The organism is Varibaculum sp. GTC20041, from assembly GCF_055387755.1.
On record NZ_AP041144.1, the window covers coordinates 1,435,135 to 1,461,640 of the forward strand.

At 52.8% G+C, this 26,506-nt stretch carries 23 protein-coding genes and 1 tRNA gene; 8 read left to right on the plus strand and 16 right to left on the minus strand.

The window, feature by feature from the left end; genetic code table 11:
- The first annotated feature begins 9 nt into the window (after window positions 1-9).
- Window positions 10-918, plus strand: coding sequence for a TetR/AcrR family transcriptional regulator (locus ACZ5BI_RS06050; RefSeq protein ID WP_464895865.1), 909 nt, complete (start codon window positions 10-12; stop codon window positions 916-918).
- 123 nt (window positions 919-1,041) lie between these two features.
- Window positions 1,042-2,628 (plus strand): aspartate:alanine exchanger family transporter, encoded by a 1,587-nt coding sequence (locus tag ACZ5BI_RS06055; protein ID WP_464896788.1) that lies wholly within the window; start codon window positions 1,042-1,044, stop codon window positions 2,626-2,628.
- Between the two features lie 20 nt (window positions 2,629-2,648).
- Here ACZ5BI_RS06055 and ACZ5BI_RS06060 read toward each other — a convergent pair whose 3' ends face one another.
- From ACZ5BI_RS06060 to ACZ5BI_RS06075, 4 genes are all read right to left on the minus strand, one after another.
- Window positions 2,649-3,638 carry a bifunctional riboflavin kinase/FAD synthetase gene (locus ACZ5BI_RS06060; protein WP_288335821.1) on the minus strand — a complete coding sequence of 330 codons (990 nt, stop codon included), beginning with the start codon at window positions 3,636-3,638 and terminating at the stop codon, window positions 2,649-2,651.
- Window positions 3,639-3,641: 3 nt separating this feature from the next.
- The gene (locus tag ACZ5BI_RS06065; RefSeq protein WP_022864983.1) at window positions 3,642-3,794 is read right to left on the minus strand and encodes a hypothetical protein; all 153 of its coding nucleotides are present in this window, start codon (window positions 3,792-3,794) and stop codon (window positions 3,642-3,644) included.
- A gap of 258 nt (window positions 3,795-4,052) precedes the next feature.
- Window positions 4,053-5,429, minus strand: coding sequence for a 6-phospho-beta-glucosidase (locus ACZ5BI_RS06070; protein WP_464895866.1), 1,377 nt, complete (start codon window positions 5,427-5,429; stop codon window positions 4,053-4,055).
- On the minus strand, window positions 5,426-6,163 hold the full coding sequence (locus ACZ5BI_RS06075) for a DeoR/GlpR family DNA-binding transcription regulator (protein ID WP_278605686.1): 738 nt from the start codon (window positions 6,161-6,163) through the stop codon (window positions 5,426-5,428). Before ACZ5BI_RS06075 ends, ACZ5BI_RS06070 begins: the two co-directional genes overlap by 4 nt.
- A gap of 79 nt (window positions 6,164-6,242) precedes the next feature.
- Here ACZ5BI_RS06075 and ACZ5BI_RS06080 point away from each other — a divergent pair, with 79 nt between their 5' ends.
- The 4 genes from ACZ5BI_RS06080 (at window position 6,243) to ACZ5BI_RS06095 (ending at window position 10,336) form a co-directional block, all read left to right on the plus strand.
- A complete protein-coding gene (locus tag ACZ5BI_RS06080) occupies window positions 6,243-7,175 on the plus strand; it encodes a carbohydrate kinase family protein (RefSeq protein WP_464895867.1) in 933 nt (310 codons plus the stop codon).
- 26 nt (window positions 7,176-7,201) lie between these two features.
- Entirely contained in the window at window positions 7,202-8,560 is a 1,359-nt protein-coding gene (locus tag ACZ5BI_RS06085) for an ABC transporter substrate-binding protein (RefSeq protein ID WP_464895868.1), read from the plus strand.
- A gap of 73 nt (window positions 8,561-8,633) precedes the next feature.
- Window positions 8,634-9,527 carry a carbohydrate ABC transporter permease gene (locus tag ACZ5BI_RS06090; RefSeq protein WP_024058494.1) on the plus strand — a complete coding sequence of 298 codons (894 nt, stop codon included), beginning with the start codon at window positions 8,634-8,636 and terminating at the stop codon, window positions 9,525-9,527.
- Window positions 9,528-9,529: 2 nt separating this feature from the next.
- Entirely contained in the window at window positions 9,530-10,336 is an 807-nt protein-coding gene (locus tag ACZ5BI_RS06095; protein ID WP_464895869.1) for a carbohydrate ABC transporter permease, read from the plus strand.
- Window positions 10,337-10,410: 74 nt separating this feature from the next.
- Here the strand turns inward: ACZ5BI_RS06095 and truB are convergent, their stop codons facing one another.
- The 5 genes from truB to ACZ5BI_RS06120 form a co-directional block, all read right to left on the minus strand.
- Window positions 10,411-11,460: a tRNA pseudouridine(55) synthase TruB gene (gene truB / locus ACZ5BI_RS06100; protein WP_278612937.1), complete on the minus strand. Its 1,050-nt coding sequence runs from the start codon at window positions 11,458-11,460 to the stop codon at window positions 10,411-10,413.
- A gap of 19 nt (window positions 11,461-11,479) precedes the next feature.
- Complete coding sequence (gene rbfA, locus ACZ5BI_RS06105) at window positions 11,480-12,055, minus strand: 30S ribosome-binding factor RbfA (RefSeq protein ID WP_278612940.1); 576 nt, start codon at window positions 12,053-12,055, stop codon at window positions 11,480-11,482.
- Window positions 12,056-12,124: 69 nt separating this feature from the next.
- Window positions 12,125-14,941: a translation initiation factor IF-2 gene (infB, locus tag ACZ5BI_RS06110; protein ID WP_464895870.1), complete on the minus strand. Its 2,817-nt coding sequence runs from the start codon at window positions 14,939-14,941 to the stop codon at window positions 12,125-12,127.
- 303 nt (window positions 14,942-15,244) lie between these two features.
- Window positions 15,245-16,237, minus strand: coding sequence for a transcription termination factor NusA (nusA, locus tag ACZ5BI_RS06115; RefSeq protein WP_464895871.1), 993 nt, complete (start codon window positions 16,235-16,237; stop codon window positions 15,245-15,247).
- A 17-nt stretch (window positions 16,238-16,254) separates the two neighbouring features.
- A complete protein-coding gene (locus ACZ5BI_RS06120; protein ID WP_316087095.1) occupies window positions 16,255-16,719 on the minus strand; it encodes a ribosome maturation factor RimP in 465 nt (154 codons plus the stop codon).
- A gap of 56 nt (window positions 16,720-16,775) precedes the next feature.
- On the opposite strand from ACZ5BI_RS06120, the gene ACZ5BI_RS06125 reads away from it, so the two are divergent.
- Entirely contained in the window at window positions 16,776-17,903 is a 1,128-nt protein-coding gene (locus ACZ5BI_RS06125) for a hypothetical protein (protein WP_412585351.1), read from the plus strand.
- A gap of 22 nt (window positions 17,904-17,925) precedes the next feature.
- Here the strand turns inward: ACZ5BI_RS06125 and pth are convergent, their stop codons facing one another.
- The 5 genes from pth to ACZ5BI_RS06150 form a co-directional block, all read right to left on the minus strand.
- A complete protein-coding gene (gene pth, locus ACZ5BI_RS06130) occupies window positions 17,926-18,522 on the minus strand; it encodes an aminoacyl-tRNA hydrolase (protein WP_316087571.1) in 597 nt (198 codons plus the stop codon).
- Window positions 18,523-18,604: 82 nt separating this feature from the next.
- On the minus strand, window positions 18,605-19,228 hold the full coding sequence (locus tag ACZ5BI_RS06135) for a 50S ribosomal protein L25/general stress protein Ctc (protein ID WP_316099416.1): 624 nt from the start codon (window positions 19,226-19,228) through the stop codon (window positions 18,605-18,607).
- A 192-nt stretch (window positions 19,229-19,420) separates the two neighbouring features.
- Window positions 19,421-20,398 carry a ribose-phosphate diphosphokinase gene (locus ACZ5BI_RS06140; protein ID WP_101929165.1) on the minus strand — a complete coding sequence of 326 codons (978 nt, stop codon included), beginning with the start codon at window positions 20,396-20,398 and terminating at the stop codon, window positions 19,421-19,423.
- A gap of 70 nt (window positions 20,399-20,468) precedes the next feature.
- Window positions 20,469-21,488 (minus strand): bifunctional UDP-N-acetylglucosamine diphosphorylase/glucosamine-1-phosphate N-acetyltransferase GlmU, encoded by a 1,020-nt coding sequence (locus tag ACZ5BI_RS06145; RefSeq protein ID WP_316086919.1) that lies wholly within the window; start codon window positions 21,486-21,488, stop codon window positions 20,469-20,471.
- A gap of 55 nt (window positions 21,489-21,543) precedes the next feature.
- A tRNA-Gln gene (locus ACZ5BI_RS06150) sits at window positions 21,544-21,615 on the minus strand.
- Window positions 21,616-21,912: 297 nt separating this feature from the next.
- Here ACZ5BI_RS06150 and ACZ5BI_RS06155 point away from each other — a divergent pair.
- A complete protein-coding gene (locus ACZ5BI_RS06155; protein WP_278610475.1) occupies window positions 21,913-22,449 on the plus strand; it encodes a MarR family winged helix-turn-helix transcriptional regulator in 537 nt (178 codons plus the stop codon).
- A 77-nt stretch (window positions 22,450-22,526) separates the two neighbouring features.
- Here ACZ5BI_RS06155 and ACZ5BI_RS06160 read toward each other — a convergent pair whose 3' ends face one another.
- Window positions 22,527-24,398: an ABC-F family ATP-binding cassette domain-containing protein gene (locus tag ACZ5BI_RS06160; protein ID WP_316098768.1), complete on the minus strand. Its 1,872-nt coding sequence runs from the start codon at window positions 24,396-24,398 to the stop codon at window positions 22,527-22,529.
- Entirely contained in the window at window positions 24,395-26,494 is a 2,100-nt protein-coding gene (rsmA, locus tag ACZ5BI_RS06165) for a 16S rRNA (adenine(1518)-N(6)/adenine(1519)-N(6))-dimethyltransferase RsmA (protein WP_316098765.1), read from the minus strand. Before rsmA ends, ACZ5BI_RS06160 begins: the two co-directional genes overlap by 4 nt.
- Between the last annotated feature and the right edge of the window lie 12 nt (window positions 26,495-26,506).

Consider the following 26,506-nt stretch of genomic DNA (forward strand, 5'->3'; position numbering starts at 1 on the left):
AATAAAACTATGAATGCGAAACCCAGAGAAAACCGCAACAACCAGCGAGAACGCACGAGCAGGCAAAAAAGAGTCCGCCGAGATAGTTCCGGGGACGATGAATTAGCTACCGATGATTACGAAAAGGAAATGTTAGCTAATTCGCGCACTCGGGATTTAGAGCCGGGAGCTAAGAACGCGAAAGCCTCATCTCCTGCCCAAAAAACAGCCAAGAGTTCCCCTGGCCGCGAGAGGGGGCCGCGGGGAGCGCGCGGGAAAATGCGCGAACAGATTAAGCGGGTTGCCGAATCCCAGTTCATTGCCCGCGGCTACGACGGCACCACGATGCGTTCGATTGCTAAGGGAGCGGGTTGTGACCCGGCGATGGTTAGCTATTACTTCGGCTCTAAGCAGCGGCTCTTTCGAAATTGTTTTGATTTACCTCTGGATCCCTTGCAGCAAATCCTGCAGCTATGGGAACCCGGACTTGAGGGAATAGCCGATCGTCTACTTGATTTTGCCTTTACCCTCTACGAAGAGCGCCTGACGAAAGATCGAATGAAAGCCCTAATGCGCGCCCTAATTACCGATTCCGAAACCACCCAACGTTTTCGCGCCTATATGAGTGAAAATCTGTTAAAAGGGGGCGCGGAAGTCTTGAATACTTTGCAAATAGCTTCCGGACAAGAGGTGAACGAGGAATTGGAAACCAATTTTCAAGCGCTCATCGAAATTCTAATGTCCATGATTTACGGGGTGGCAACGATGCGCTATATCGTCCAGTTAGAGCCGGTAGCCTCCATGGAGCGCAGCGAATTACAAAACCGGCTGGCTCCAATACTGCAAACCCAAATCGAGAACCTGGCGCACGAAGTCTTCCCCTCGCTAGTAGCGGCTAGGGATCAAAGCGAAAACGCAAGCTCAACCGGCGAGAAATAGTCCGCAGGCTGGCGGTAGTTACTCTTTGCCTCCCGCCAAGCTAAAGGATCACATTGGCCAGAGCCAGCTAGCTGACATGGCAAAATGCATTTTGCAGATTAACCTGGCTATCCTAAAGAGGTGATGCAAATACTCGCCTCTTCTCCCCTATTGACCCTATTTTTAGTGATCGCCCTCGGCACCCTTTTCGGTTCGATCCCGTTCGGACCGTTAAAGTTTGGAGCAGCCGGAGCCTTATTTGTAGGTCTCGCCGCTGGCGCCCTCGACCCGGCGCTTGGGGAGAATCTTTCCCTGGTATCTGCCATCGGCCTGGCACTATTTGTCTACACTATCGGCCTGGCTGCAGGCGCTTCGTTCTTCCGCGACCTGCGCAAACAAGCACCCCTTTTGATTGGGGCAGTTGCTTTGCTTGCCCTTTATTCCTTGATTGTGGCCTTCGGAGGCAAAGCCTTGGGGCTGAATTCCCCGCTACTGGGAGGCATGTTTGCCGGTTCGCTAACCACCACCCCCGCTTTAGCTGCCGCGACCGATGCGGCGGGAGGAAGCGCCCAGCCGGCAGTAGGATACGCGATCGCCTACCCGGTGGGGGTAATCGTCACCATGGTGGTAGTAACGGCACTCATGCGGGTAAAACTTCCAGCGAAAAACGATCCCGATCCCGCTTCCGCTGCGGGGCTAGCTACCCAAACTATTCGGGTAGAAAACCCGAGGCGCATCCAGGAAATACCGGGGATTGCCGAGGTCGTGGGGTCTTCGGAAGGCGGGCTACGAATTTCCTATCTGCTACGGGACGGAAAAATGCGGGTGGCTCACCCCGATGGGGAACTAAAAGAAGGTGACTTAGCATTCCTGGTAGGAATTCCGGATGCGGTTAAAACCGCAGGACAGGCGCTAGGAAAACCGATAGAAGAAGATATCTCCAATGACCGCACGGCGGTGAACTTTAGCCGCTTCACGGTATCAAATACCCGCCTAGTAGGCACCCCAGTCGCGAATCTGTTTTTGCCGGCTCGTTTCCAATCATTACTTACCCGGGTGCGCCGCGGCGATACCGATATACTTGCTACCGCCGGAACCCGCCTGCAGCTGGGTGATCGGGTACTGGTGGTTTATCCGGTAGAACGCGAAGCAGATATCGCTAAAACTTTTGGGGATTCGGAACACAAAATCTCGGCTATCGATTATCTGCCATTCGGGCTGGGGATCGCCGCCGGGGTGGCGCTAGGGTTAATCACTATTCCCCTGGGGTCTTTAGGCTCACTCGCATTAGGCGCCGCTGCCGGGCCGCTGGTGGTGGGATTAATACTGGGGCGTATTGACCGGTTGGGGCCGTTGGTATTCTCTCTCGCGCCCTCGGCAAATAATATGTTGCGGCAAATGGGGCTGGTGCTATTCCTGGCGGCAGTAGGTTTATCTTCCGGGCAAGCCTTTGCGGCCAAAGCTTTTTCCCTTACCGGAATAAAAATCGGGTTACTGGCGGCTGCCGGAATGGTGCCAGTGCTGGTGGCATTTTGGTTACTCGGAAAAGTCTTGGGGCTATCTACTGCCCGGATGGCGGGTGCGATTGCCGGTTTCGTGGGGCAGCCGGCAATCCTCAGCCATGTACAGACCACCATCCCCGACGAGCGTTGCGAATCCGGATATTCCGCCACCTTTGCCCTCGGAATCATCGCAAAAATCGTATTGGTACAGATCGTGATGGTGTTGTAAACAGCTTCCGAGCAGCAGACTTAGAGCGCAGTTACCTCTTTGGGATCAACCCTGCCTGCCGGAGGAACCCCCAAAATTTCACTGCAAGCCCGCAGATCCTCATCCATTTGTGCCTGCAGCTTTTCTACGCTCTCTAGCTTGAGCATGTCTCGCAGATGAGCAATAAAATCTATCGCGACCGGCTCATCATAAAGATCAAGGTCAGCTCGCCCCAGCACATGCGCTTCTACCGTAACCTTGTCCCCAGAAAACTGCGGATTAGTGCCTACCGAAATAGCGGCCGGCAGATGCTCCACCGCGTTAGTTCCCGGTACTGAACGGATTAACCGACCCGCGTATACTCCATCGGCGGGAATCGCTAACCCCTGGGTGTTTCCCAAGTTGGCGGTAGGAAACCCCAGCTGACGGCCGCGGCGGAAACCCCGTTCCACGATTCCGCGCAGCCGGTAACTGCGCCCTAAAATCTGGGCTGCCCCTTCCACATCACCTTCAGCTAGACATGCACGCACCCGGGTAGAGGAATAACGGCGCAAGGCCTGGTCGGTAATATCGGCAACTTCAATAACTTGAAAATCCTGGGTTCGGCCAGCCTCACGCAAAGTCTCAATATTGCCCTGGTTCCCGCGGCCGAATTGCATATCTTCGCCGACCACGAGCTCTTTAACCTGCAGCCCCTGCACAAAATAGTGGTCAATAAACCACTGGGGACTTTGATTAGCTAAATCCCAGGTGTAGGGCACCACCCAGGTGGCATCCAGTCCTAGCGCTGCCATCGCGTCGAGGCGATCAGGAAGTGGCTGAATCAAAAGCGTGGGGTTGTCCGGATGATGCAGGTGGGAGGGATGGGGATCAAAAGTAATCGCCACCGCTTTTATTCCCGCGCGCCGTGCCCGCTCTACTACGGTTTTCAAAATCCGGGTGTGCCCCTTATGTACCCCATCGAAAATCCCTATGGCAGCCACGGTGCGCTGGTCTTTTTCCAGCCTCGGGGAGTCGGTCCAGATTTCCACGATCTACTTTTCGCTTTGCCGCACGCTCAGTTCTGGCCGTCCATTCGCCGGCACGCCCAGTTCCCCGGTGCGTTTTTCTTCCGCAGTCTTGCGACCTTTGCCTTTACCACCGCAACCGCATCCGCATCCGCAAGTACCTTTATTCTCTTCGCTCATGATCCTCCTTTAGTTACTTTGTAAACTTAGTACAGAACGCCACTTGCCCTCCACTGGCGACGCCAATAGCGATATCTTTTGCCTCGGCTTTGGCAGGAACAAATTGTACGATTCGGCTTACTAGCTTTCAGGACAGGTACCGTATTCTTACTATCTGCCTTTCAACGATGCCTATCCCCGAAGAGCCTAACAGGGACAAGAGAGTGCTACAAAGCATCTAGCACCCTGCTTTCCAGCGAACAAATGGATACCAGGAACCTAGGACTCTTTCTCGGAGAAAACCTCAGCAATTAACGGATTCTTCTCACAGTATTCGTCTAGTAACTTGCGGGCTACTAGCACTGAATCTACTAACGGGTGAGACGCGAACGCTCTCCATGCTTTAGTTTTATCCCCTTGTAAGGCGGCGTCGATAATTAGTTCTTCGCAGGCCTTAACCGAGGTTATTAGCCCTAGCTCTGCCCCGGTCACCGGCGCTACTTTCTGGGGGTGAATACCCTTTGCATCCACCAGGCAAGGCACTTCAACTACCGCCTCAGAATTTAATTCTGGAATCAGTAGATCTGTGTCTTCACAGTCAGCATTACCTATGTTAAGGATCATTCGGGATTGGGTCCCCACAGTGAGCGATTCCATGATTCCCAGAGCAACCTCTTGATATCCACCCCCTGCTATATCCTCAGAGCGTCGCCCTGCACGCTGGCTCGGCTCACGAGATTCTGCCATATAGGTCGCTTCCCGTTCATCATGGTACTGGTTCCAGATATTCCAGGCATTTTCGGGATTACCTAAAACGTCTTTATAGAATCCACGCTGTTGAATATCCAAGAATTCTCCGCGTGTCTGAGGTTCTTTTTTGATACGCGCCAAGGATTCACGGTTCAAGTAGTAGTAAAAAAGATACTCATTGGGAAGCATCCCTAGGGCGCGAATCCAGTCTCCTCCTATGGTACGAGCCTCCTCCATATGATCTAATAGCTCATCATCTGCAATTAATCCAGGAAGAAGATCTTCGCCGTTTTTCACCAGTGTACGCAGCCAACCGAGATGGTTTAAGCCTACATAGTCAAAGTCCACATCGTCTTGATTCACCCCTAGTGCCGCGCATGCTCTGCGCATTAGACCAATTGGAGTATCACAAATACCAACCACCCTGCGTCCGAGAACTTGTCGCATCGCCTGGGTAATAATCCCGGCTGGATTAGTAAAATTGATTGTCCAGCTATCAGGAGCGACCTCTTTAATAATCTGAGCCAATTGGACGGCAGCGGGAATGGTACGAAGCGCATAGGCATATCCACCCGCGCCGACAGTTTCTTGTCCGAGTACCCCATGACCTAGCCCGACCCGCTCGTCCGTGATACGTCCACAGGTACCCCCGATACGCATCGCAGAAAATACAAAATTGGCATCAGTTAGCGCTTCGGATAGGTTATAGCAAGCTGATACTCTCGGACTTGTTGGCCGGTTTAGAAAACCAGATCCGGTTAAAACCGCCATAATCGCGTCCGTGCGAGAAGACTCTACGTCGTACAGCACAACTTCATTGACACGTAGTTTTGCTCTGGGATCTGCTAGAACCTCTATAACCTGGGGTACTCGAAAACCTCCACCCCCAATTATTACTAATTTCATGCAAAAATCACCTCTATTTTTTCGGACTGTTTGGGAAGACTAGCTCGGGGAGCCGTGGTGACTAATCCGGTCAAATTCTTCAGATATGTAACATCCAACAGGCCGGAACCTGGAAATTTATCAGCAGCTGCTAAAAGATACGTATTTACCGAGTGCTCCAAAATACCGCGCTTAACCGGAACTTCAATACCAGTAGAGTCCAATACCATTCCGTCTGGTCGCACTCCCGAAGTCCCCAGGAAGGCGTAATCAGCGGTAATCTGTGCCAGCGCATTTTCAGTAATGTTTCCAACCAGCGAGCAATAGGATCGACGTAGCACTCCCCCCAGTACAATTAGCTCAGTTTGAGAGGAGCCCCGCAGTTCATCTACTACCGCCAAGGAGGCGGTAATCACTACCAAATCTCGCCCTCGCAGCTCCCTAGCAAGCGCAGCACCAGTCGTACCAATATCTATAATTACCGTGGCGCGTTCAGGAATTATTTGTGAGGCAAGCCTTGCTATTCGTTGTTTTTCTTCTTGCGCATACGCTGCTACCTCGGCGAAGGGATTAGCATCTGACTCGATTACTCCCCCACGAACCCGTGTTAGCATTCCTTCTCGGTCTAGCAAAGACAAATCACGACGGATAGTAGAAGTTGAAACTTGAAGCTTTTGAGCTAGCTGATCAACTGTCATATCCCCGCTTTTCTTCACGATGCTAGCAATTTGCATCCGACGTTGATGTGGCAGCATGTCCTAATCTTATCCCACTTTCTTTCAGATTTACGCAAATTCACGCAACTTTCGTCATTTATTGTGCAATAATAGTCACATGCGTGATCTTTCGGAGTTCTTCCAGCAATACGATAGCGCTGCGGACGATACCTTAGTGATGCTATCGGGCCCGCTTTTTATGGATATAACTTTTTCGGGACTTAATTCTTTACCAACTTTAGGACAGGAGATTTGGTCAAAGTCCTTACAGTACAGCCCGGGAGGAATAGCCAATCAGGCCATCGCCTGCGCCCGTTTGGGAATGCGCACCGAAATATGCAGCTTTATCGGCGATGATTTCGTTGGTAAACTCTGCGAACACGAATTGACAAAGGCTAAGGTAGGTTTGGCGTATTCCCAACATACGGAACAACAAAACCTAACCGTGGCTTTACCTTACCAGGAAGAGCGTGCGCTAATAAGTTATGGCTCACCTTCCGTCCCTCCGCTCCCCTCTCTTACCACTCCACCAGATTTCGTGGCAATCGGTTTGAGCGATGTTAACACTAATCTTCCCTTGATACAGTCGTGGCGTAACAACGGAACCAAGGTAATTGCCGACATTGGTTGGCAAGATACCCAGAACCCGGAACTATGCACCCGAGTGGGAGACGTTGATATCTTCGTCCCTAATGCCGAAGAAGCTTGTCTTCTTAGCGGCTGCCCTAACCCGGCTCTGGCAGCGAAAAAGCTGGCTAGCGCGGGAACGGACGTACTGGTTACCTTGGGGAATGAAGGAGCTTATGCCCACCTGAGTAATGGCAATACTTTTAGTGTGCCTGCCCCCCAGGTCACCGTGAAAGACACCACCGGAGCTGGCGATACTTTTACTGCTGGACTTATCTGTGCTCTAAGCGCAAATCTGGATCTACTTCCGGCGACGATCCTCGCTACTCATGCTGCTAGTTTGCAAGCAAGTAGGGCAGGATCTTCCGTTGCCACGCCCACTTTCCAAGAACTAAAAATCTTCTACCAAAAAATGACCCAATAATAAAATAGAAATTGAAAGGAAATGCAATGAAGCATTGGCAACGAACTGTAGCAATAACTGCGATGGCAGCACTCAGTATTGGAGCCCTTGGCGGCTGCGCTCCCCAAAAGAGTAGCGAATCTAGTGATCAGAAGACTACCGAAATAGTCACTGATATATCCAAGCTACCTGAGCAAACTTTGACAGTCTGGGATCAAGAAAGCCGCGGCGGACAAAATGAACAAATAGAAAAACTCAATAAAGAATTCCAAGAAAAGTATCCAAATATCAAAATTAAGCGAGTATCAAAATCATACGATGATCTGACTACTACACTTGCTCTTGCGCTATCGGGTGAAGATGGCCCGGACGTTGCGCAAACAGATAATGCCCGTTCAATGATGGGTAAGTTCGTTAGCGCAAAACAATTAGTCTCCCTAGAACCCTGGGAAAAAGCCTATGAATGGGATAAGAATTATTCCAAAGATATCTTGAACTACGCTCGATACTCTGCCGATGGCAAAGACTTCGGCACGGGAAATCTATACGGCCTGCCCCAGGTAGGAGAATCTGTCGGCATCTACTACGCACCCTCTGAACTTAAAAAATACGGTTTAGACACGCCCAAAACCTGGGAGGAATTCACCGAAGATTTACAGACCATTAAAGACAAAGGTGGTACTCCCCTCATGTTGGGCAACGTGGAACAATGGCCTGGAATTCATGTCTGGGGAGTTGTTCAAGGAGCCAATGAAAACGCCGACACCGTCCGCACGCTAGGATTTGGAAACCAAGGAACAAGCTGGAAGAGTGAAGGAAACAAAAAGGCTGCTGAAACTTTGGAGACCTGGGCAAAGAATGGCTATTTCAACGAAGGATTCAACGGCTTAGATTATGACTCAGTTTGGCAGTCTTTCAGCAAAAAAGAGGGAGTATTCCTGATCGCAGGTTCCTGGCTAGCTCCTGACCTACAGGCTGCTATGAAAGACGATGTGAAGTTCATGCTTCCACCCATGAGCAAAAACCTGGACAAGGTACAGACCACAGGAGGAACTGGTCTACCTTTCACTATCTCTAGCAAGGCAAAAGATAAGAACGTGGCTGCTGCCTATATAGATTTCATTACCAACAAAGATGCTATGAAGATATTGGCAGAAACCGGTAACGTCCCCATCAATGACACTGCCAGTTATGTTGGCAACAAAACCGATGTTACCGCGGATGTCCTTACTGCTTTTGAGGAGCTAACCACCAAGGGAAATGTTCTTCCCTATATGAACTATGCCTCCCCCACTATGGATAAAGATCTAGGAGCAGCTTTACAACGCCTGCTAGCTGGCGAAAGCAACCCGGACAAATTCATTGAAACTATGGAGGGGCACTACACCAAAGCCATACAACGCTAAATTCGTTTATTAGGCTCGGGAGCCGCGACCTACCGGCTCCCGAGCATGATATCCCTCTAGGAGATGATTTCCAGTGAAGCAATATCACCGGGAGAAAAGACGAGCAAGACGCAGAACAGGTTTGAGCGCCTGGGCACTTTTAGCTGCTCCGATTATTCTCTATAGCCTTTTCATGCTCTACCCCATATTCCGGGTATTCGGGTTTTCTCTTTATGAATGGGATGGCCTTTCCGATCCGCATTGGGCAGGTTTCGGCAATTATCGCACCTTGTTTTCTAACCCCGTACTACTATCTTCCTTTGGGCACGCGGTGGTATTAATTATCTTCTACGCCATAATCCCCTTGGCTCTTGGAATGGTACTAGCAGCTCTATTAATCCGAGCAAAAGCTCCAGGTACCGGTTTTTTCCGAACCGTTGTGTTCTTGCCACAAGTGATAGCTATGGTGGTTCTAGCCATAGCCTGGCGCCAACTCTATGCGCCAAACGGACTTATCAACTCCGCCTTACGCCTAATAGGCTTAGGGAGCATTACTCGCGGTTGGCTCGGTGATTTTAATACTGCTCTGATTGCTGTAGGTTTTATTGGCACCTGGGTATCCACTGGACTAGTTACAGTACTGCTAATGTCGGGGATGACGCGGATCCCAGAAGACTATTACGAGGCCGCCCGTATTGATGGCGCTGGCCCTATTCGCCAGTTCTTTTATATAACGCTTCCGGGAATACGCGCAGAAATCGTTGTCTCTCTAACGTTGACAATTATCGCAGCTTTAAAGACCTTCGACCTCGTGTACATCACAACTTCAGGCGGTCCAGGTTCTTCTACCTCTGTCCCCTCTTATGAGGTTTACAACCACGCCTTCCGGTTAGGAGAAGTAGGAGTAGCTTCTTCTCTAGCTGTTGTATTGACCCTTATTATTTTCTTGATCAACCTAGGTGTAAACCTTATTGGAGAGCGAGAATAACTATGCGTTCTACGAAACAAAGAGTAATCGCCTTCGCGTTGCTGTTGCAAGCAACCGTGTTGACCCTAACCCCCATCCTCTATGTCGTATACCTCGCTTTATCAGCCGAAAAAGTAGGAGATACTACCTGGTTCCATCCTGAGAACTTTGTAAGCGCCTGGCACCGCGGTCATTTCTCCGAATACATGTGGAATTCATTCCGGATTGCTGTGGTAGTTGTTTTTATCGCATTAGTTCTGTCAATAATGAGTGGTTATGCCCTAGCCATTTTGAAACCTCGTGGGGAAAAAATCATCTTCTTTGTATTCCTACTAGGACTGATGATTCCTACAGAAGCCATTGTTTTGCCGTTATATTATGATTTTCGTTCGCTTGGATTGACCGATACCATTTGGGCGATCGCTTTGCCACAAATCGCGCAGTCGCTTGCTTTTGGAACTTTTTGGATGCGGGCATTCTTTCGAAACTTCAATCCGGGAATAATAGAGGCAGCACGTATCGACGGCGCTGGGAATCTACGTATCTTGCGTTCCATTCTGGTTCCTTTAGCAGTACCACCTTTAATTACGTTGATCCTTCTTACCTTCATGTGGACTTGGAACGACTTCTTGATCCCCTTAATAATGTCACCGTCAGGACAAGTGATGACGGCTCCCCTGGGACTAGCGTTCTTCCAAGGACAGTACACCCAAGGATCTACCCTTCTAGCAGCAGGTGCAGTCTGGGTAGCACTACCGATGGTAATTTTGTATTTCTGTCTCCAGCGGTTCTTCATATCCGGGATGACTGAAGGAGCAGTTAAAGGCTAACTTTTCACTCTTCTGCATCGAGAGTTATATAAAAGCGACAGGATCTAGGTAGGTTTTTTGATCTCGAGATCTATCTAATCAACCGATGGATGCAGGTTGAGTACAGTGCGCCAAAAAGATCCGGCTTGTTGCGCCAAAAAGATTGGACTACCCGAAGAATCCGTTAAAGCATATATGTTTCCTGGTGAAGAGATTTTCTCGAGATTAATACCAAGATCGTGCGCAAGCTGAGAGTCAATTCTCGGGCGCTGGCCATAGCCTAAAGCGGTGATAACTTCGGGGGTTACCTGGCAACAGGGGAACAGATGCTGGCAGATCTGATCCAGGCTCACTACCGGCAGTTCCCCGCCTGCCGTTACCAACCCAGATAACTCAGCCAGGCTATAAGCGTTAAAAGGCGCATCGGATCTGGCAGCGCCGCTAACGCTAAAGGAGCCAACTTTAAGACGCCGCAGCGCCACCAAATGCGCCCCTACCCCCAATTGGTTTCCCAGATCCCTTCCGAGGGCGCGAACATAGGTACCTGCCGAACAGGTAACTTCCAGGTCCTGATAAACCACCGGTGTACCTGCCAGTTCACCCGCTTTCGGCTCGCCCAGGCTAAGTAGTTCATAGATAGTAATCGGGCGGGGCTCCATCCGGACTTCTTCCCCGGCGCGGACTCGATCCGCTGCCCGTTTACCGCGGATCTTCAGAGCAGAAAAAGCGCTCGGCACCTGCATAACTTGTCCCCGCCAAGAGGAAAGCGCGCTTTCCAGATTGTCCAGATCCGCTAGAGTAGCTCCCCGGGTCGCGGTAATGGTACCTTCGGCGTCCTCGCTATCGGTTTCTACCCCGAAGCACACCCGGGTAACATAAGTTTTCTTTTGCCCTTGCAGGTATTGCAAGAGTTTGGTTCCCCGCCCAATCCCGGCCACTAATACTCCCGAGGCCGCCGGATCTAGGGTTCCGGCATGTCCCACCTTGCGAGTTCCCGCCAAGCGGCGCAGGCGCGCCACTACATCATGACTGGTAACCCCCAGGGGTTTATCAACCGCAATTACCCCGGCAGGGGCAGCATTATCGGCACGCGGAACTTGCAGATCTGCGCCGGCGGGAGCAAAACCTGGAGCCTGATTAAGCACGTCTAGCACCTGGGTTTACTTAACTTTCTAAGTCGGAATCTTCTGGGAAATCTTTAGTCCCGTTATCCGGATATTCCGCAGCCTCAGCGGTTGTTTCTCCCGCAGCTGCGTCCTCATCGCCAAGCGTAAACTCGGTGAAAGTAGGCACCGGTGATTCCGGTTCGTAAACTTTCTTCTGCCGTGGCTTGCGATAAGGGTCAGCTTCCCCGGCATAGGAGGCCGTCTGAGAAGTTCCCCGCAGCTGCTGGTCAGACTGCAAGGCACTAGCCAGTTTCTCCTCGAAACTAGCAGCTTGTTCCGGCAGCGCGTCAAGGGCGAATTCAATAGTGGGGGTAAGCCGAATCCCCAGCGCCTTACCTACCTCCGAGCGGATCAAGCCTTTCGCGCTATTTAACGCACGCGCGGTTTTCTTACGGTCGTCCTCGTCTCCGAAAACCGTATAAAAAACGGTGGCATGTTGCAGATCCCCGGTGACTTTACAATCCGTGATGGTAATGAAACCGATGCGTGGATCTTTGATACGCCGCTCTAAAAGCCGCGCCACCGTATTTTGAATCCGCTCTTCTACTTTGCGTCTGCGAGCCTGATCAGCCATGAAAACTCCTTTACCTAATGCGGTTTTCCGGACGCCCCATCCCGGCGTCCGGAAAACCGACCAGTAATGCTAATCGCGCGGTTTCTCCACCATTTCCCAGGTTTCGATTTGATCTCCGACCTTGATTTCTTTGAATCCGAGCGAAATACCACATTCGAAGCCTTCGCGAACTTCGGTGACATCGTCTTTTTCGCGCCGCAAAGAAGAAATCTGCAGTTCCGGTTCCACTACCACGCCGTCACGCACCAAGCGAGCTTTCGCGCCGCGCTTGATCAGACCCTCACGCACCACCGAACCGGCGATATTACCGAACTTGGAAGAGCGGAACACTTGCAAGATTTCTGCCATACCCATCTGCTTTTCCTCATAAATGGGTTTGAGCATACCTTTCATAGCGCTCTCGACATCTTCAATCGCCTGGTAAATAACGTTGTAGAACCGCATATCAACGCCTTCAGAATCAGCGTATTCGGCTACGCGCTGTGCCGGGCGAACGTTGAAGCCGATAACTACCGCGTTGTCCACGCTGGCCAGGTTGATATCGTTTTGGGTGATAGCGCCCACGCCGCGGTGAATAATCCGCAACTGCACTTCCTCGCCCACATCGATCTTGAGCAGCGAGTCTTCCAAAGCTTCGACCGCACCAGAGACATCGCCCTTCAAAATCAGGTTCAAAGTATCTACCTTGCCCTGCTCCAAAGCAGCATTGAAATCTTCCAGCGAAATCCGCTTGCGGCGTTTGCCCAGTTGAGCAGCACGTTGCTGTGCCTGACGTTTATCGGCAATCTGGCGGGCAGTACGTTCATCTTCGGCTACCAGCAGGGAGTCGCCTGCTCCCGGAACGCTGGTAAGTCCCAGTACTGCCGTGGGGAAGGACGGGCCGGCTTCCTCGACTTGGTTACCGTATTCGTCGAGCATAGCGCGCACGCGTCCATGAGACGAGCCCACCACGATCGAATCGCCCACGCGCAGGGTACCACGCTGCACCAAAATGGTGGCCACCGCGCCGCGTCCTTTATCCAGGCGAGTTTCGATCGCTACCCCGCGTGCCGCGGCATCCGGATTAGCTTTCAGCTCTAAAGCAGCATCGGCAGTCAGCAGCACCGCTTCTAACAATTCGTGGATGCCTTTACGCTGTTTAGCTGAAACATCCACGAACATTACGTCGCCGCCGTATTCCTCAGACACCAAACCGTATTCGGTCAGTTGTCCCCGGACTTTATCCGGGTTGGCTTCCGGCTTATCAACCTTGTTGACCGCGACCACAATCGGCACATTCGCGGCCTGAGCGTGGTTGATTGCCTCCACTGTCTGAGGCATTACCCCGTCATCCGCAGCTACCACCAAAATCGCGATATCGGTCACTTCCGCCCCGCGCGCACGCATAGCGGTGAACGCTTCGTGACCGGGGGTGTCGATGAAGGTAATCGCGCGGCGAGTATCATCCATATCAATGTTTACCTGGTAAGCACCAATATGCTGAGTGATCCCGCCGTGCTCTCCGCCCACCACGTCGGTATCGCGAATCGCGTCCAAAAGCTTGGTTTTACCGTGGTCAACGTGACCCATAACCGTAACCACCGGAGGACGCGGCAAGGCGTCCTCTTCATCGCTTTGCTCTTCTTCTTTCAGGTCAATATCAAAGGATTCCAGCAGTTCGCGGTCTTCGTCCTCGGGGGAAACTACCTGTACTTGATAGCCCAGTTCCGAACCGAGGGTCATCAAAGTATCCTCGTCCAAAGACTGGTTAGAGGTAGCCATCTCCCCCAAGGTCATCAGCACGGTAACCAAGGATGCGGGATCACAATCGATCCGATCGGCCATATCCGCTAGTGAAGCCCCCGAACGCAGACGCAAAGGCGTAGAGCCATCCCCGTGAGGAACCTGCACGCCGCCAATCTTGGGAGCGGTTTGTTGCTCGTACTCGGCGCGTTTCGCGCGTTTGGACTTACGGCGTTTAGCTTTCGAGGATCCGCCGCGACCGAATGCCCCTTGAGTTGCACCGAAACCGCCGCGACCACGGTTATTCATCTTGTGACCGCCGGGACGACCTGGACCGCCCGAACCACCAGGACCGCCTTGCCCGCCTCCGCCGCGGCGCTGACCACGGGAGGGAGCCGGTTGATCCATCATCGGAGCCGTCGCGGAATGCGCCGGCATCACATTCGGAGTGGCACTGGAGCCACGCCGATTTCCCCGCCCGGGACGACCCCGACCAGCGTTCTTCCGTTGCCCAGAGCTGCCGCCGGGACGCGGCATTCCCTGTGAAGAGGCGAAAGGATTATTGCCTGGGCGCGGACCGCCCGGTCGTGGCATTCCTTGCGCTGAAGCAAAAGGATTATTACCCGGGCGCGGACCGCCCGGACGCGGAGCTGGTTTAGGACCAGGTTTAGCGCCTGTCTTACCGGGTTTAGGCCCGGGACGCGCCGACTTCTCTGATGCCTTCACCTTGGCTGGTTTCGCAGCCGGCTTAGCGGCCGGCTTCGGCCCTGGTTTAGGCGCCGCGCTAGTGGCAGGTTTTTTAGCAGGTGCAGGCGCTTCCGTCTTATTCTCCGGCTGTGCCTTATCCGCCTCACTTTCCGGCTCGACCCGATCCGCCGGTTTGGGGGCAGCTGGTTTCGCATCCTTTGCCGCCCGCGCCTTCGCGACTTTGGTTTTAGCGGCGGAACTAGCGACTTTCTTCTTTGCCGCTTTCACCTTGGGTGCTGCCGTTTCGACCTCTTCCGCTAGCTTGGCAAAATGCTCTCGCATTTTCCGCGCCACCGGAGCCTCAATAGTCGAGGACGCGCTTTTAACGAACTCCCCCGACTCTTTTAGTGCCTGCAGCACAATTTTCGAAGTGGTTCCGAGCTCTTTCGCTAACTCATGAACTCTAAGTTTTGCCACAATTCTCCTTGCTGGCCTGCCCAGCATGGAGCAGGCTATTGCTTAAATTGGCAGATCATCGCTGGTTGCTCATCGGGTGACCATCAGCTTCCAACCCTGCTTTCCTGTATCGGGCATCCACTGGGGGTAGATGCCGGTAACCTTACTTAAACGACCCTAGCCTAGCCACAAGAAAGCACCGGTCAGGCAAGGCCTAGAACCGGTGCGTCCATTGCAACCAAAGTTAGGTTCCGATATCTATACTAGCGCCTTGACTGCAATAAGCCGAAGCCACCTACAGTAGGGCGAGCACATAGAAATCGGCTATTGCACTTCCTCACTGGCGGTTTCAAGATCCATATCAGACCTAATATCAATCTTCGCTCCCGTTAAACGAGCAGCTAGACGCGCGTTTTGTCCTTCTTTGCCGATAGCTAAAGATAGCTGGAAATCTGGAACCACCACATGTGCCAATACATGCTCGGCAGGTTCTACCGTGACAGACGTAACATGCGCAGGTGAGAGCGCATTAGCGACGAAAGTAGCCACGTCCTCGGAATAGTCGACAATGTCGATTTTTTCGTGGTTAAGCTCATTCATCACGGCTCGTACCCGCCGTCCCATCGGCCCGATACAAGCCCCTTTAGCATTGATATTAGGACGAGTAGAACGCACCGCAATCTTGGTACGGTAGCCAGCTTCTCGCGCCACCGACTCGATCACCACATCACCCGAGGTAATCTCGGGGACTTCCCGAGAAAATAGCCCCCGCACCAGATCCGGGTGGCGACGCGAAACCTCGATCCGTGCCCCTTTTTCACCCATCATAGTTTTTACTACTACTGCCCGGATCCACTGCCCGTGGCGATATTGCTCGCCTGGAACCTGCTCGGCTTTCGGCAAAACCGCCTCGAATTCGCCAACTTTTACCACCACGATATCTTTATCTCGGCTCTGCTGGATAATCCCGGAAACCACTTCGCCCTTTTTATCCCTAAAAGAGCCCAGTACCTGCTCGTCCTCGGCTTCCCGCAGCCGCTGCATAATAATGGAGCGGGCAGTGGTAGTAGCGATCCGTCCGAACCCCGAAGGAGTGTCATCGAATTCGCCGATCTTATTGCCGTCTTCATCGATTTCCGCTGCCATCACCATTACATGGCCATTTTTGCGATCGACTTCTACTCGCGCGTCCTCAAGTGCTCCCGGGGCATTGTGGTACGCCTTTAGTAAAGCGTCTTCGATAGCAGCCATAAGGGTATCGAGACTGACGCCCTTCTCCGCCTCTACCATCCGTAAAGCGGCCATATCAATATCCATGATGCTCCTTACGAGCCTTAGAACTGCACCACCATTTGGGCGTGCGTAATATCTGTTAGAGCGATAGTGCGCCGGCCAGTGGCAGTTTCCAATTCGATGTCTTCAGTTGTTGTATCCACCAGCTTACCCTCTTCGCGGGTACCATCACATATTTTCACTTTTACCCGATGTCCAATTGCCCTAGAAAATTGGCGTTCCTCCTTTAAGGGCCGCTCGATTCCCGGGGTAGAGACCTCCAGGTTATAGGTTCCTTTAATCGGGTCAACTTCATCTAAATGCCGGGAAATCTCCAAAGTTACTTGTGATAGCTGTTCTTCATTCACCGCGCCCGATCCGCGCGGTAAATCTACCGTTACCACCAGGCGGGTGTATTTCCCGGCGCGCTTTAACGATACTTCCTCTAGGTAAAGGCCGACCGCTTCGCAATCTGGGCGCAGCAGATCAACAAGTTTATTTTCCAACTTGGTTCTAGGTTTCGTCATTTTTCCTCGTCTCTTGTTCGCCTTACCGTTTTATCATTTCAAAAAACATGTTACCCGTGGCAAACTTAACTTTGATGAAGAAAACCTGGATTATTCCCCTTACTGGGCTATTAGTTGCTTCGCTGAGCCTTTCTGGCTGCGGGGTGCGGATTGATGATGGTTCCAGCGACGCAGTGAACGCAAGCCTAACCCAGATGGCACGCTATCGTGCCAGTTACTGTCAAGAAGCGATTGCTAGTGGCATCGAAACTGTTTTTGGCTCTGACCCAAAGTTAGCGGCTTTTAAAAATCACTTCACAGCCCGCAGTAAAGTCCTGGGGCAACGCTGGCCCACCCAGGAAGTGAAACTTTCGGGCAGAGAAAAACCAGAGACCCTGCCAGAGCCTGCCGACTATCGCGTCCCCGGAAATGGGCAAGCTTTAGTCCATAAACTGGCTAATTGCCAGGCTGATATCTTAAATGACGCCGGGGCACTTACTTTACTGTCGCGCCAGCAGCTAGCAGCTAGTGAGGGCGACAAGGAGGATACCGCGCGTGCTAAGGAAACCGAGGACTTAGCAAAAGTGCTATTCGCTACCGGGGTGGCGATGGAGCGAGAAAATAAGCAGATCGCGGCAGCTTCTTCTCTTACGCTACCGCCTGCCAAAACCACCCCGCTGGAGGCGAAAAGCTACCGGGAAGGAAAGTGGCACCGCGCCACACCAGCCGCCAAAACCCCACAGAAGCGGGCCAATACACCCTTAAGTCAGCAGGAAAAAAACCAGATTTCCCGCAGTATTAAACAACTAGATTCCCTGCGATTTAATATCGAGAAAAACGTTGCGCATAGCCAGGATGTGCAGTTAAAAAACCTGGTTTCTAACGTGGTCACTCCCCTGCTGCTGCGCCAGATACAACAACTAGTTGCCCAGTTAGATTCTGATCCGCGTGAAGCGGCTTATCAGCCCTACTCCGGTTTTAGCGGTGCCGATAAGTCCGCAATTGCGAAAGGGTTAGGGCTTGCCTGCCAGGTGCAGATGGGTTTACTTCCCCTGGTTCCGGATGTGCAAGAAGCTCTACTATCTCCCACCCTGGCTAGTTTGGTTGATTTACAAGCCCAATTAGGGCATGATGCGGGGCCGCTGCCGGGCTTGGACGCGAAAGAAGCGAAGGTAAAGATCAGCCCGGCCTCAGCCGGTAACTAGGTTAGCTGCCTATTTAACGGTACTAAATAGCGTGAGAGTTCACACGCTGCTGCGCCCGGACAAAACCCTGGGTCACCACTTCGGTTATCGCTTGTCCAGCGCGCTCTAAAGCCTCGTTAAGGGATCCTTGTTCCCCGCGGGGAAAACGGGAAAGCACATAGTCAGCGGGATCTTGCCTCGGATGAGGACGACCGATCCCGATCCGCAGGCGTGCATAGTCTTTAGTTCCCAGGTTCTGACTGATGGAGCGCAGACCGTTGTGTCCGCCTTCACCTCCTCCGCGTTTAAGCCGTAAATCGTAAGCCACTAAATCGAGTTCATCGTGGACTACCAGCAGATTTTGGGTAGGATCGATTCCAAAAAAATTCACCAGTTTAGCGGTGGGAATTCCTGAGGTATTCATATAGGAATCCAGCTTCGCCAGATGCACCGTAGGTCCAGGACTGCCTGGTATGCCCAGATGTAAGCTTGCTACCTGGCAACCAGTTTTATGGCGTCGTAGCTGTTCTCCTTGGGATTGCGTCAAGTGGTCAATCGTCAGATGACCGGCATTATGGCGGGTTCCCGCGTATTTTTCTCCTGGATTACCCAGGCCAATCACCAGCCAAGATGACTCCATTTCAACCCCCAAATTAACGTCCTACCCCACTAAATTGGTTTCGGGGAGGGCTACCGCCCTCCCCGAACCATAAAAGCAGTGGTTACTCTTCGGATTCTTCCTTAGCTTCTTCCTCAGCAGCCTCTTCGCCTTCTTCGCCCGCTTCCGCAGCCGGCTCCTCCGGCATTTCTTCGGGCAGAGTAATCGAGAGTACGTCGTGATCGTCGTCCAACGTGGTGACTACGTCTGCAGGCAGCTCTAGCTCGCCAGCGCGTAGTACGTGGCCTTCTTCCCAGCCTTCGACGTTGATAACGATTTCTTCGGGAATCTCCAGCGGAGATACCTGTACCGGCAGGTCGAAGATTTCCAGGTTGACCACGGTGCCCGGGGCGGGCTCGCCCGTAACCGTAACCGGAACTTCCACTTCCACTTTTTCGTCGCGGCTTACCGCTAGCAGGTCAATGTGCAGAATATCGCGGCGTACCGGGTGACGCTGGATTTCCTTTAACAGTACCAGGTGTTTTTCCCCGTCAATGTCTAGGTTAATAATCGCGTTCGGGTTATCTTTTACGATCAGGAAAGTGTCGTGTCCCGGCAGGTTAAGGTGCAGGTTTTCTTCTACGGTGTGCCCATAGAGTACCGCCGGAATCTGGCCGGCGCGACGAGCACGACGCGCTGCGCCTTTACCGGTTTCATTACGTAGTTGTGCAGATAGCTCTGAAGCCATATTTACGCTCCTCCTTAGGATTACAGATATTTGCGGAACCCCGGAGGACGTGGGTTTCCCCACGGCCACGTCGATAACGGCGCAGATGCGCCCTCGCCGAGGCAACCTAGCTTTAGGATATAGTCCACAACCGGTCAGGTAAACTCGGAGGCTCTAAAGGTTTGGCAACTCACATTTATTGCCAAAGGATTTCTATTCTTGATCGAAGAGGGCGGTTACGGAGCCATCATCGAACACGGTGCGAATCGCGCTAGCTAACAGGGGCGCGATTGGCAGGATCGTTAGCTGCGGGAAACGCTTATCTGCTGAAATCGGCAGGGTGTCGGTAACAATAATTTCACGAGCCCCACAGGTAGAAAGACGCTCGGCAGCGGGCGGAGAAAGTACCCCGTGAGTGGCCGCTACAATCACGTCTTTCGCCCCGGAATGCAGTAACACTTTCACTGCTTCCGCGATAGTACCGCCGGTATCAATCAGGTCATCAACCAGAACGCAGGTGCGACCCTCAACCGTACCTACCACCCGGTGGGCGACTGCCACATTGGGACGGGTGGTATCCCGAGTCTTATGTACGAAAGCTAGTTCGCAGCCTCCGAGTTTATTTGCCCATTTTTCTGCCACCCGAATTCGGCCGGCATCGGGGGAAACAATCGTCAAATTGGTTTGGTCTACCCGCCTTTTTACATAATCAATCAGTACCGGCTGCGCATAAAGGTGATCCCAGGGGCCGTCAAAGAATCCCTGTTCCTGGGCGGCGTGCAGGTCGACACTCATCAACCGATCAGCACCAGCAGTTTTAAACAGATCGGCGATTAGACGAGCAGAGATCGGTTCACGCCCCTGGTGTTTTTTATCTTGCCGCGCGTAGGGGAAGAAGGGCGCTACTACAGTGATGCGCGCTGCCGATGCCCGTTTGAGGGCATCCACCATAATCATCTGTTCCATTACCCACTTGTTCAAAGGTGCAGTATGGGATTGCACCACGTAGCAGTCCGCCCCCCGGACTGACTCCGAGAAGCGTACGTAAATCTCGCCATTGGCAAAGTCATAGGCAACGGTCGGTAGCACTTCAGTATGGAGCTCTTCAGCAATTCCTTGGGCAAGTTCGGGGTATGCCCGTCCCGGCACAATCAAAAGGTGTTTTTGACCTGCAGATTTAATCCCCGTCATTGCGTGTTACCTTTCATTTTCGGCTAAAATCGCCATACCGTTATTTTGATTGTACAAGTCCTCATGCGTCTTAGAGATTGGTTTCGCATGTGTGGTTGGAACCGCTGGCAAGATTTACCGTCCGTAAATCGCACCTACGCACCCGCGCGCCCTCCCCAACTTTTACATCGGTGAGGGAAGTAAACGGCCCAATCTCCGCTCCGGGAGCAATCACCGTGTTTCCATGCAAATCGCATCCGGGCAAAACCAGGGCATCGGCAGCAATCTTGACGCTTTTTTCAATCCAAGTGGTTTCGGGGTCAACGATGCTCACCCCCGCTTTCATCAGTTGGCCCAGGATCCGCCGGTTATATTCGCGGTGCAATCCTGCGAGCTGAGCCCGGTCATTACAACCCTCGGCCTGCATATAGTCAGTGATCAGATAGGCTCCCGCCCGCCCGTTACTAGCCGCCAGGGCGATGGTGTCAGTCAGGTACACCTCGCCCTGATCATTATCGGTACCGAGGCCAGAAAGTGCCTGGTTTAAGAATTGGGCGTCAAAGGCATAGATCCCGGCATTAATTTCTCGGATACTGCGTTGGTCTTCATTGCAGTCACGATCCTCGATAATGGCGGTTACTGCGCCCGAATCGGAACGGATTACCCTCCCGTATCCGCTGGGGTCTGGTACCTGGGTGGTTAGCACCGTCACCTGATTACCGGATAGCTGGTGGCTTTCCAGCAATTTTTCCAGGGTAGAACTTTCTAGCAGGGGCACATCACCCGAAGTGATAACCACGGTACCTGTTAGTTCACCCTGCTGCGCCAGTTTATCGATAGCGCATTGCACCGCCCGTCCGGTTCCCGGAATTTCATCTTGATCAGCTAAGACTGCCTGTGGATAATACTGGTTAACATACTGGGCAACTGCTTGCCGTTCATGGCGGATTACAACACATAATGAGGTGGGATCCAAGGCAGCAACTGCATCCAAAGCATGCCCCAATAGTGCTTTACCTGCCAAGGGGTGCAAAACTTTAGGACGAGCAGATTTCATCCGAGTACCTTTACCAGCTGCTAAAACAATCGCTGCAGACGGCGTATTTTCCACGATTTGACCCCTTACAGGTAGCCGGATTGGAAATAGTAGGCACTCGAAATGCCAGTTCCGCCCCCAGGATTCGAACCCGGCTCTCAAGGCACCAAAAGCCCGCGTGTTACCTATACACCAGGGCGGAATACTTCCTCTATCTTACACATTCGAAAAAGTTTCCTAAAACCGCGCCCCTTCCCCTGCAGTTGTTCCGAATTATTTTGCCGACCTTTCTGCCACCCCAGTTCCGGGAAGTAACTCCACGCCAACAGGAAAAGCGAGAGCTAACCGGCATTAGAACCCCAGGGAGTAAAAATAAAAAATACGACAAAAGCACACATTTTCTGTGTCCAGATCCATATTTTAGGTAAACCTAACTTCGTGACCATATTCATGACAATCAGACATAGACCATTGTCTCGACTTCAAGTAAACTTAGCTTGTGATTTCACAGAATAATTCCTCCGATGCCACTGACGAAGTCGACCGTATCGTCCTTGCTTGGCAGATTGAACGTCCCGATCTGGATGTATCTCCTATGGAGGTTTATTCGCGAGTTGCGCGTTTGGCTCGCCACTTGGATTTGGCGCGTAAAGAAGCCTTCAATACTCAAGGTATGGAACCGTGGGAGTTCGATGTTTTGTCGGTGCTGCGCCGCGCCGCCGCCCCCTATTCTTTAACCCCGGGCACCTTGTTGCAGGAACTCTTGGTTTCTTCCGGCACGATGACTAACCGGATTGACCGCTTAGAAAAAAAGGGGCTAGTCAAACGCACCCCTTCCCCGCATGATCGCCGGGCAGTGCTGGTAACTCTTACCGAAGAGGGGGTTACGCGGGTCGATTCGGCGCTCAAGGAACTGCTGCAGCGCGAGTCAGAGTTAGTAGCTCCTTTGGACGAGGACGAAAGAAAAGAATTATCTAGCCTGTTGCGGCGATTATTGCTACCTTTCGAGGGCACCCCGGTGCGCCCTCTGCGCTAAGCCGGCGACTTTTCAACTACCTCTCCCCCTACGGGCTGTTTTTAGCTACCAGCCGGGGCACCCGGGACAACCCCGGCTTATTCCAAAGTTTCTGACAGGCGCAACCAGGCCTCTTCCAGCTCTTCGGCTTCGCTGACCAATTGGCCGCGGCGCTGATTAAGTTTTTGCAGGTGCGCTAATCCCTCCGGGGAAGTATCGGCTGCCCCTTCGCTTAACTCATGATCTAATTGTTGGAGCTGTTGTTGCAGCTTATCCAGTTTCTTTTCAATCGCCGAAAGCTCTTTGCGTACCCGATAAATCTCAGCCCCGCTTTTTTGCGCCTGCTTGTTAGTTGTCTCGCTATCCTGACCGCTGGTCTTATTGGCGTTAGTCCCCTTACCTGCGCCTGCGGTTTTCTGGGCGGTGGCTCGCAGCTGCAAATACTGTTCCACCCCGCCGGGCAGCGCCGCTAAAGTACCGTCTGCCAGCAGCGCCACTTGGGAATCGGTCAACCTCTGCAGCAGGTAGCGATCGTGGCTAACCACCACCAGGGTGCCGGGGAAAGAATCGAGCAGATCCTCTAGCTGCGCCAAAGTATCGGTATCCAGGTCGTTAGTGGGCTCATCCAGGATTAGTACATTAGGTTCTGCCAGCAGCTGGGAAGCAATCTGCAACCGCCGCATTTCCCCACCGGAGAGATCACTTACCCGCGTCCAGGCGCGCTCTTTACTAAACCCTAGTTTTTCTACCAGTTTGGCGGCAGTTATTTCTTGTTCCCCCCACTGGATTCGCTCTTTAATCTGGGAAATTGCTTCCACTACTCGTAAATCGGGATTCATACCAGGGATTTCGGGAGTTTGCTCTAAGGTGGCCAACTGTACGGTTTTTCCGCGTTTAACCTTGCCGGCGCTAGGGGTAAGTTCTCCGCTCATTATCCCCAGCAAAGTGGATTTACCCGCGCCGTTAACCCCGATTACGCCTACTCGCCCTCCGGGATTTAGTCGCCAAGTAACTTGATTCAAGATTTTTCGCTTTGATCCGGGATAGGAAAAAGATACGTCCTCTAGTTCGATCACTCGCTTACCCAAGCGTGCGGAGGCCAAGCGCACTAACTCTACGCTGTCACGCAAAGGGGGAACATCGCTAATCAAGGCTTCAGCAGCGTCAATGCGAAACTTCGGTTTCGAGGTACGCGCCGGGGCTCCCCGCCGCAACCAGGCAAGTTCCTTGCGCAACTGGTTTTGGCGTTTTTCTTCCGCCACTTGGGCTTGTCTTGCCCGTTCCATTCGGGCAAGCACATAGGCAGCATAGGAGCCTTCATATTCCTCCACGTGGCCGGGAATCTGCTCCCGGCCATATCCGGGATCAACTCCGGGAACTACCTCCCAAATCCGGTTACAAACTGCATCCAAGAACCACCGGTCGTGGGTAACCACCACTAGTGCCCCGTTTGCGGATCCGACCCGGTTATTGAGGTAGTCAGCTAGCCAAGCTACCCCCTCTACATCTAAATGGTTAGTGGGTTCATCTAAAGCCAAAATGAGGGCATCTTTGCCCAGGGTACGTGCCAAGGCTACCCGGCGTTCTTGTCCCCCAGACAATTCCCCACATTTGGTCTCCAGATCTATATCCGGCAGGATTCCCTCATCGATTTGCCGCAAATGCGGCTTAGATGCCCACTGGTAGTCGGGTATATTGCCGTGAACTGCTTGTTTCACTGTAAGAGCGGGATCGAGCCTCTGCTGTTGAGAAAGGCTCGCAAAACTTACCTCAGGGGCATAGGTAACACTGCCACTATCGGGTTCTTGAGTTCCGCTAAGCAGACGCAATAGCGTCGATTTTCCCGCTCCATTAGGGCCTAGAATCCCGATGCGATCCCCGGGAGACAAGCTGACAGTTATTCCCTCCAGGAGACGTCGCGGTCCGGCGAGGGCGCCGGCTTCATGGGTTCCGGCTAGAAAAACGCTCACGCTAACCACTGCTTTCCAGCTATATCGGGGTCACCAGCGCTAAAAGCCAGCGGCAAGGCATAGGCAACCTGCTCTAGCTGCGCCAGTGAGGTCGCCAATTTAGTTGCCTGATCTGCGGTTTCTACCAGACAGGCCACGCTGGGGCCGGAACCAGAGATAAAGGGCAACGCCCCTTGCTCTTTCGCCGCCTCTAAAGTTGCGGTTAACTCGGGAAGCAGTTTCAACGCCGGCAGTTGCAGATCGTTGAAAACTAACTCGCTTAAAGCCGCAAAGTCCCCGGTATAAACTGCCGTTAGCAGCGCAGCTAAATCCGCTAGTTTTGGAAGCGAAGCGCGCGCCGCTTCCTGCTGGTCAAATTGTTTAAAAACTTGCGGGGTAGGCAGAGTTTGTGGGGAAACCGCGACCACTAGGTGTAAGGGTTTTGCGGGCGGCAAGGGGGTAATCCGATCCCCATGACGATCCCCAAAACAAGTTCCCCCATAAAGACCAAAGGGCACGTCCGCTCCCAGGCTTGCTCCTAGTTCGGCTAATTCCTTTCGGTTAAGTCCGGCTTGCAGTACCTGGTTAGCGGCCAGCAATGCCGCTGCCCCATCAGCAGATCCGCCCGCCATACCGGCTGCTACCGGTACCTGTTTTGTCACCTGGATTCGAGCTCCCCCTTGGTAACCACAACGGGAGGCTACCAGCAAAAACGCCCGGGTTGCGAGATTGTTAAGCGGATCTAAGTCCGCAAGCGCCTCTTGATCACGAGCACTGTCATAACCCACCGCCCCAGGGGGCGCGCTAAAAAACGTCTGCAACTCAATATCGCGGGGCCGCAAAGTAATCTTCACGGTTTCTCGCAGGTTCACCGCTTGGAATACCGTTGCGAGGTCGTGGTAGCCATCTAGAGACTTGCCGCAAGCCAAAGCCAGATTGATTTTACCGTTCGCGCTGGCAATGCCGGTTTTCCCTTTGGCGTTAGCGTCGCAATTAGGCGTGTCATCAGGCGCGGTTACTGCTTCTGTAGGGATTTGCTCGCCGGGAGTTGCCACGCTCTCCGCTAGATTTTCAAAACCTGCAAGTAGCGCCTTCCGCAGCCGGGCAAGTGCCGCAAAATCCTTGATCTCCAGGTTTTCTGCGCGCTGGGTAGGATCGATTCCCCCGGCTTTTAGCAGGGGAACCGCCGCTAAAGGCTGAGCCCAAGTTTTGAGTCCTGCCCGCAGCATCTTGCGCCGGGAGGCAAATGCCTGGTCAATCAGATTGAAAACTGGTTCCCGCTCAGTTGCTTGTGGCGCTGTTGCCCCCGCCTGTGTCCCTAATGCTGCCTCACTTGACACGTCCTCGGTCTTATTCACTCCTGGGGAGGGCAAGCCGGGTTGGGTTTTTCGAGTAATTTCTACCAGCGCCGAATCCACGTTCGGTTGCGGATAAAAAACGCGCCGAGAAATATCGGATCCCATCCGTGCCCTACCGTACCAGGCGATTTTCACGCTCGGCACCCCGTAGATCTTTGTGCCGGGGCGGGCACAAAGACGCTGGGCTACCTCTTTTTGCACCATCACTAAAGCGCGTTCAATGCTGGGGAAAGACGCAAATAAATGCAGCAATACGGGCACTGCTACGTTATAGGGCAGATTAGATACCAAAACCTGCGGGGAAAAATCTCTACTTGCGGTGGAGGATGCAACCGAGATGCTGTCCCCGTCCTCATTCCCAGCCTCCTCAGCGTCCTCGGCAATACTAGCTAATCCCGCTAAATCTGCCGGGACTAGTTTTAATGCATCTTTTTGAATCAAGTACAGGTTATTGGCAGCGCCCGCGGCGTGAGCGCGAATAGTTGCCGGTAAAAAACTGGCGAGCCGCGAATCGATCTCGCAGGCCACTACCTGGGCTTCGGCTTCTAGCAGACCTAAAGTTAGCGATCCTAACCCCGGGCCAACTTCCAGCACCTGGTCGCCAGGCTGGATGCCCGCTTCCCGCACGATCTTACGGATAGCGCTAGGCTCAGTAACAAAGTTTTGTCCCAGCTGTTTGGTTGGACGGATATTAAGCTTGTGGCACAGCTGATGGATCACGCTGGCGGTCAGCAAGTTAACTGGGAGGTTTTTTTCCACTCCTCTAGCTTA

Coding starts and splice junctions, on each gene's coding strand:
- ACZ5BI_RS06070 (WP_464895866.1), bottom strand. CDS start 5,429: ATGAAATTAGTAATAATTGGGGGTGGAGGTTTTCGAGTACCCCAGGTT.
- rbfA (WP_278612940.1), bottom strand. CDS start 12,055: ATGGCTGATCAGGCTCGCAGACGCAAAGTAGAAGAGCGGATTCAAAAT.
- ACZ5BI_RS06050 (WP_464895865.1), top strand. CDS start 10: ATGAATGCGAAACCCAGAGAAAACCGCAACAACCAGCGAGAACGCACG.
- ACZ5BI_RS06080 (WP_464895867.1), top strand. CDS start 6,243: ATGCGTGATCTTTCGGAGTTCTTCCAGCAATACGATAGCGCTGCGGAC.
- pth (WP_316087571.1), bottom strand. CDS start 18,522: ATGGAGTCATCTTGGCTGGTGATTGGCCTGGGTAATCCAGGAGAAAAA.
- ACZ5BI_RS06055 (WP_464896788.1), top strand. CDS start 1,042: ATGCAAATACTCGCCTCTTCTCCCCTATTGACCCTATTTTTAGTGATC.
- ACZ5BI_RS06075 (WP_278605686.1), bottom strand. CDS start 6,163: ATGCTGCCACATCAACGTCGGATGCAAATTGCTAGCATCGTGAAGAAA.
- ACZ5BI_RS06120 (WP_316087095.1), bottom strand. CDS start 16,719: ATGACGAAACCTAGAACCAAGTTGGAAAATAAACTTGTTGATCTGCTG.
- ACZ5BI_RS06095 (WP_464895869.1), top strand. CDS start 9,530: ATGCGTTCTACGAAACAAAGAGTAATCGCCTTCGCGTTGCTGTTGCAA.
- nusA (WP_464895871.1), bottom strand. CDS start 16,237: ATGGATATTGATATGGCCGCTTTACGGATGGTAGAGGCGGAGAAGGGC.
- ACZ5BI_RS06085 (WP_464895868.1), top strand. CDS start 7,202: ATGAAGCATTGGCAACGAACTGTAGCAATAACTGCGATGGCAGCACTC.
- ACZ5BI_RS06140 (WP_101929165.1), bottom strand. CDS start 20,398: ATGACGGGGATTAAATCTGCAGGTCAAAAACACCTTTTGATTGTGCCG.
- ACZ5BI_RS06065 (WP_022864983.1), bottom strand. CDS start 3,794: ATGAGCGAAGAGAATAAAGGTACTTGCGGATGCGGATGCGGTTGCGGT.
- ACZ5BI_RS06135 (WP_316099416.1), bottom strand. CDS start 19,228: ATGGCTTCAGAGCTATCTGCACAACTACGTAATGAAACCGGTAAAGGC.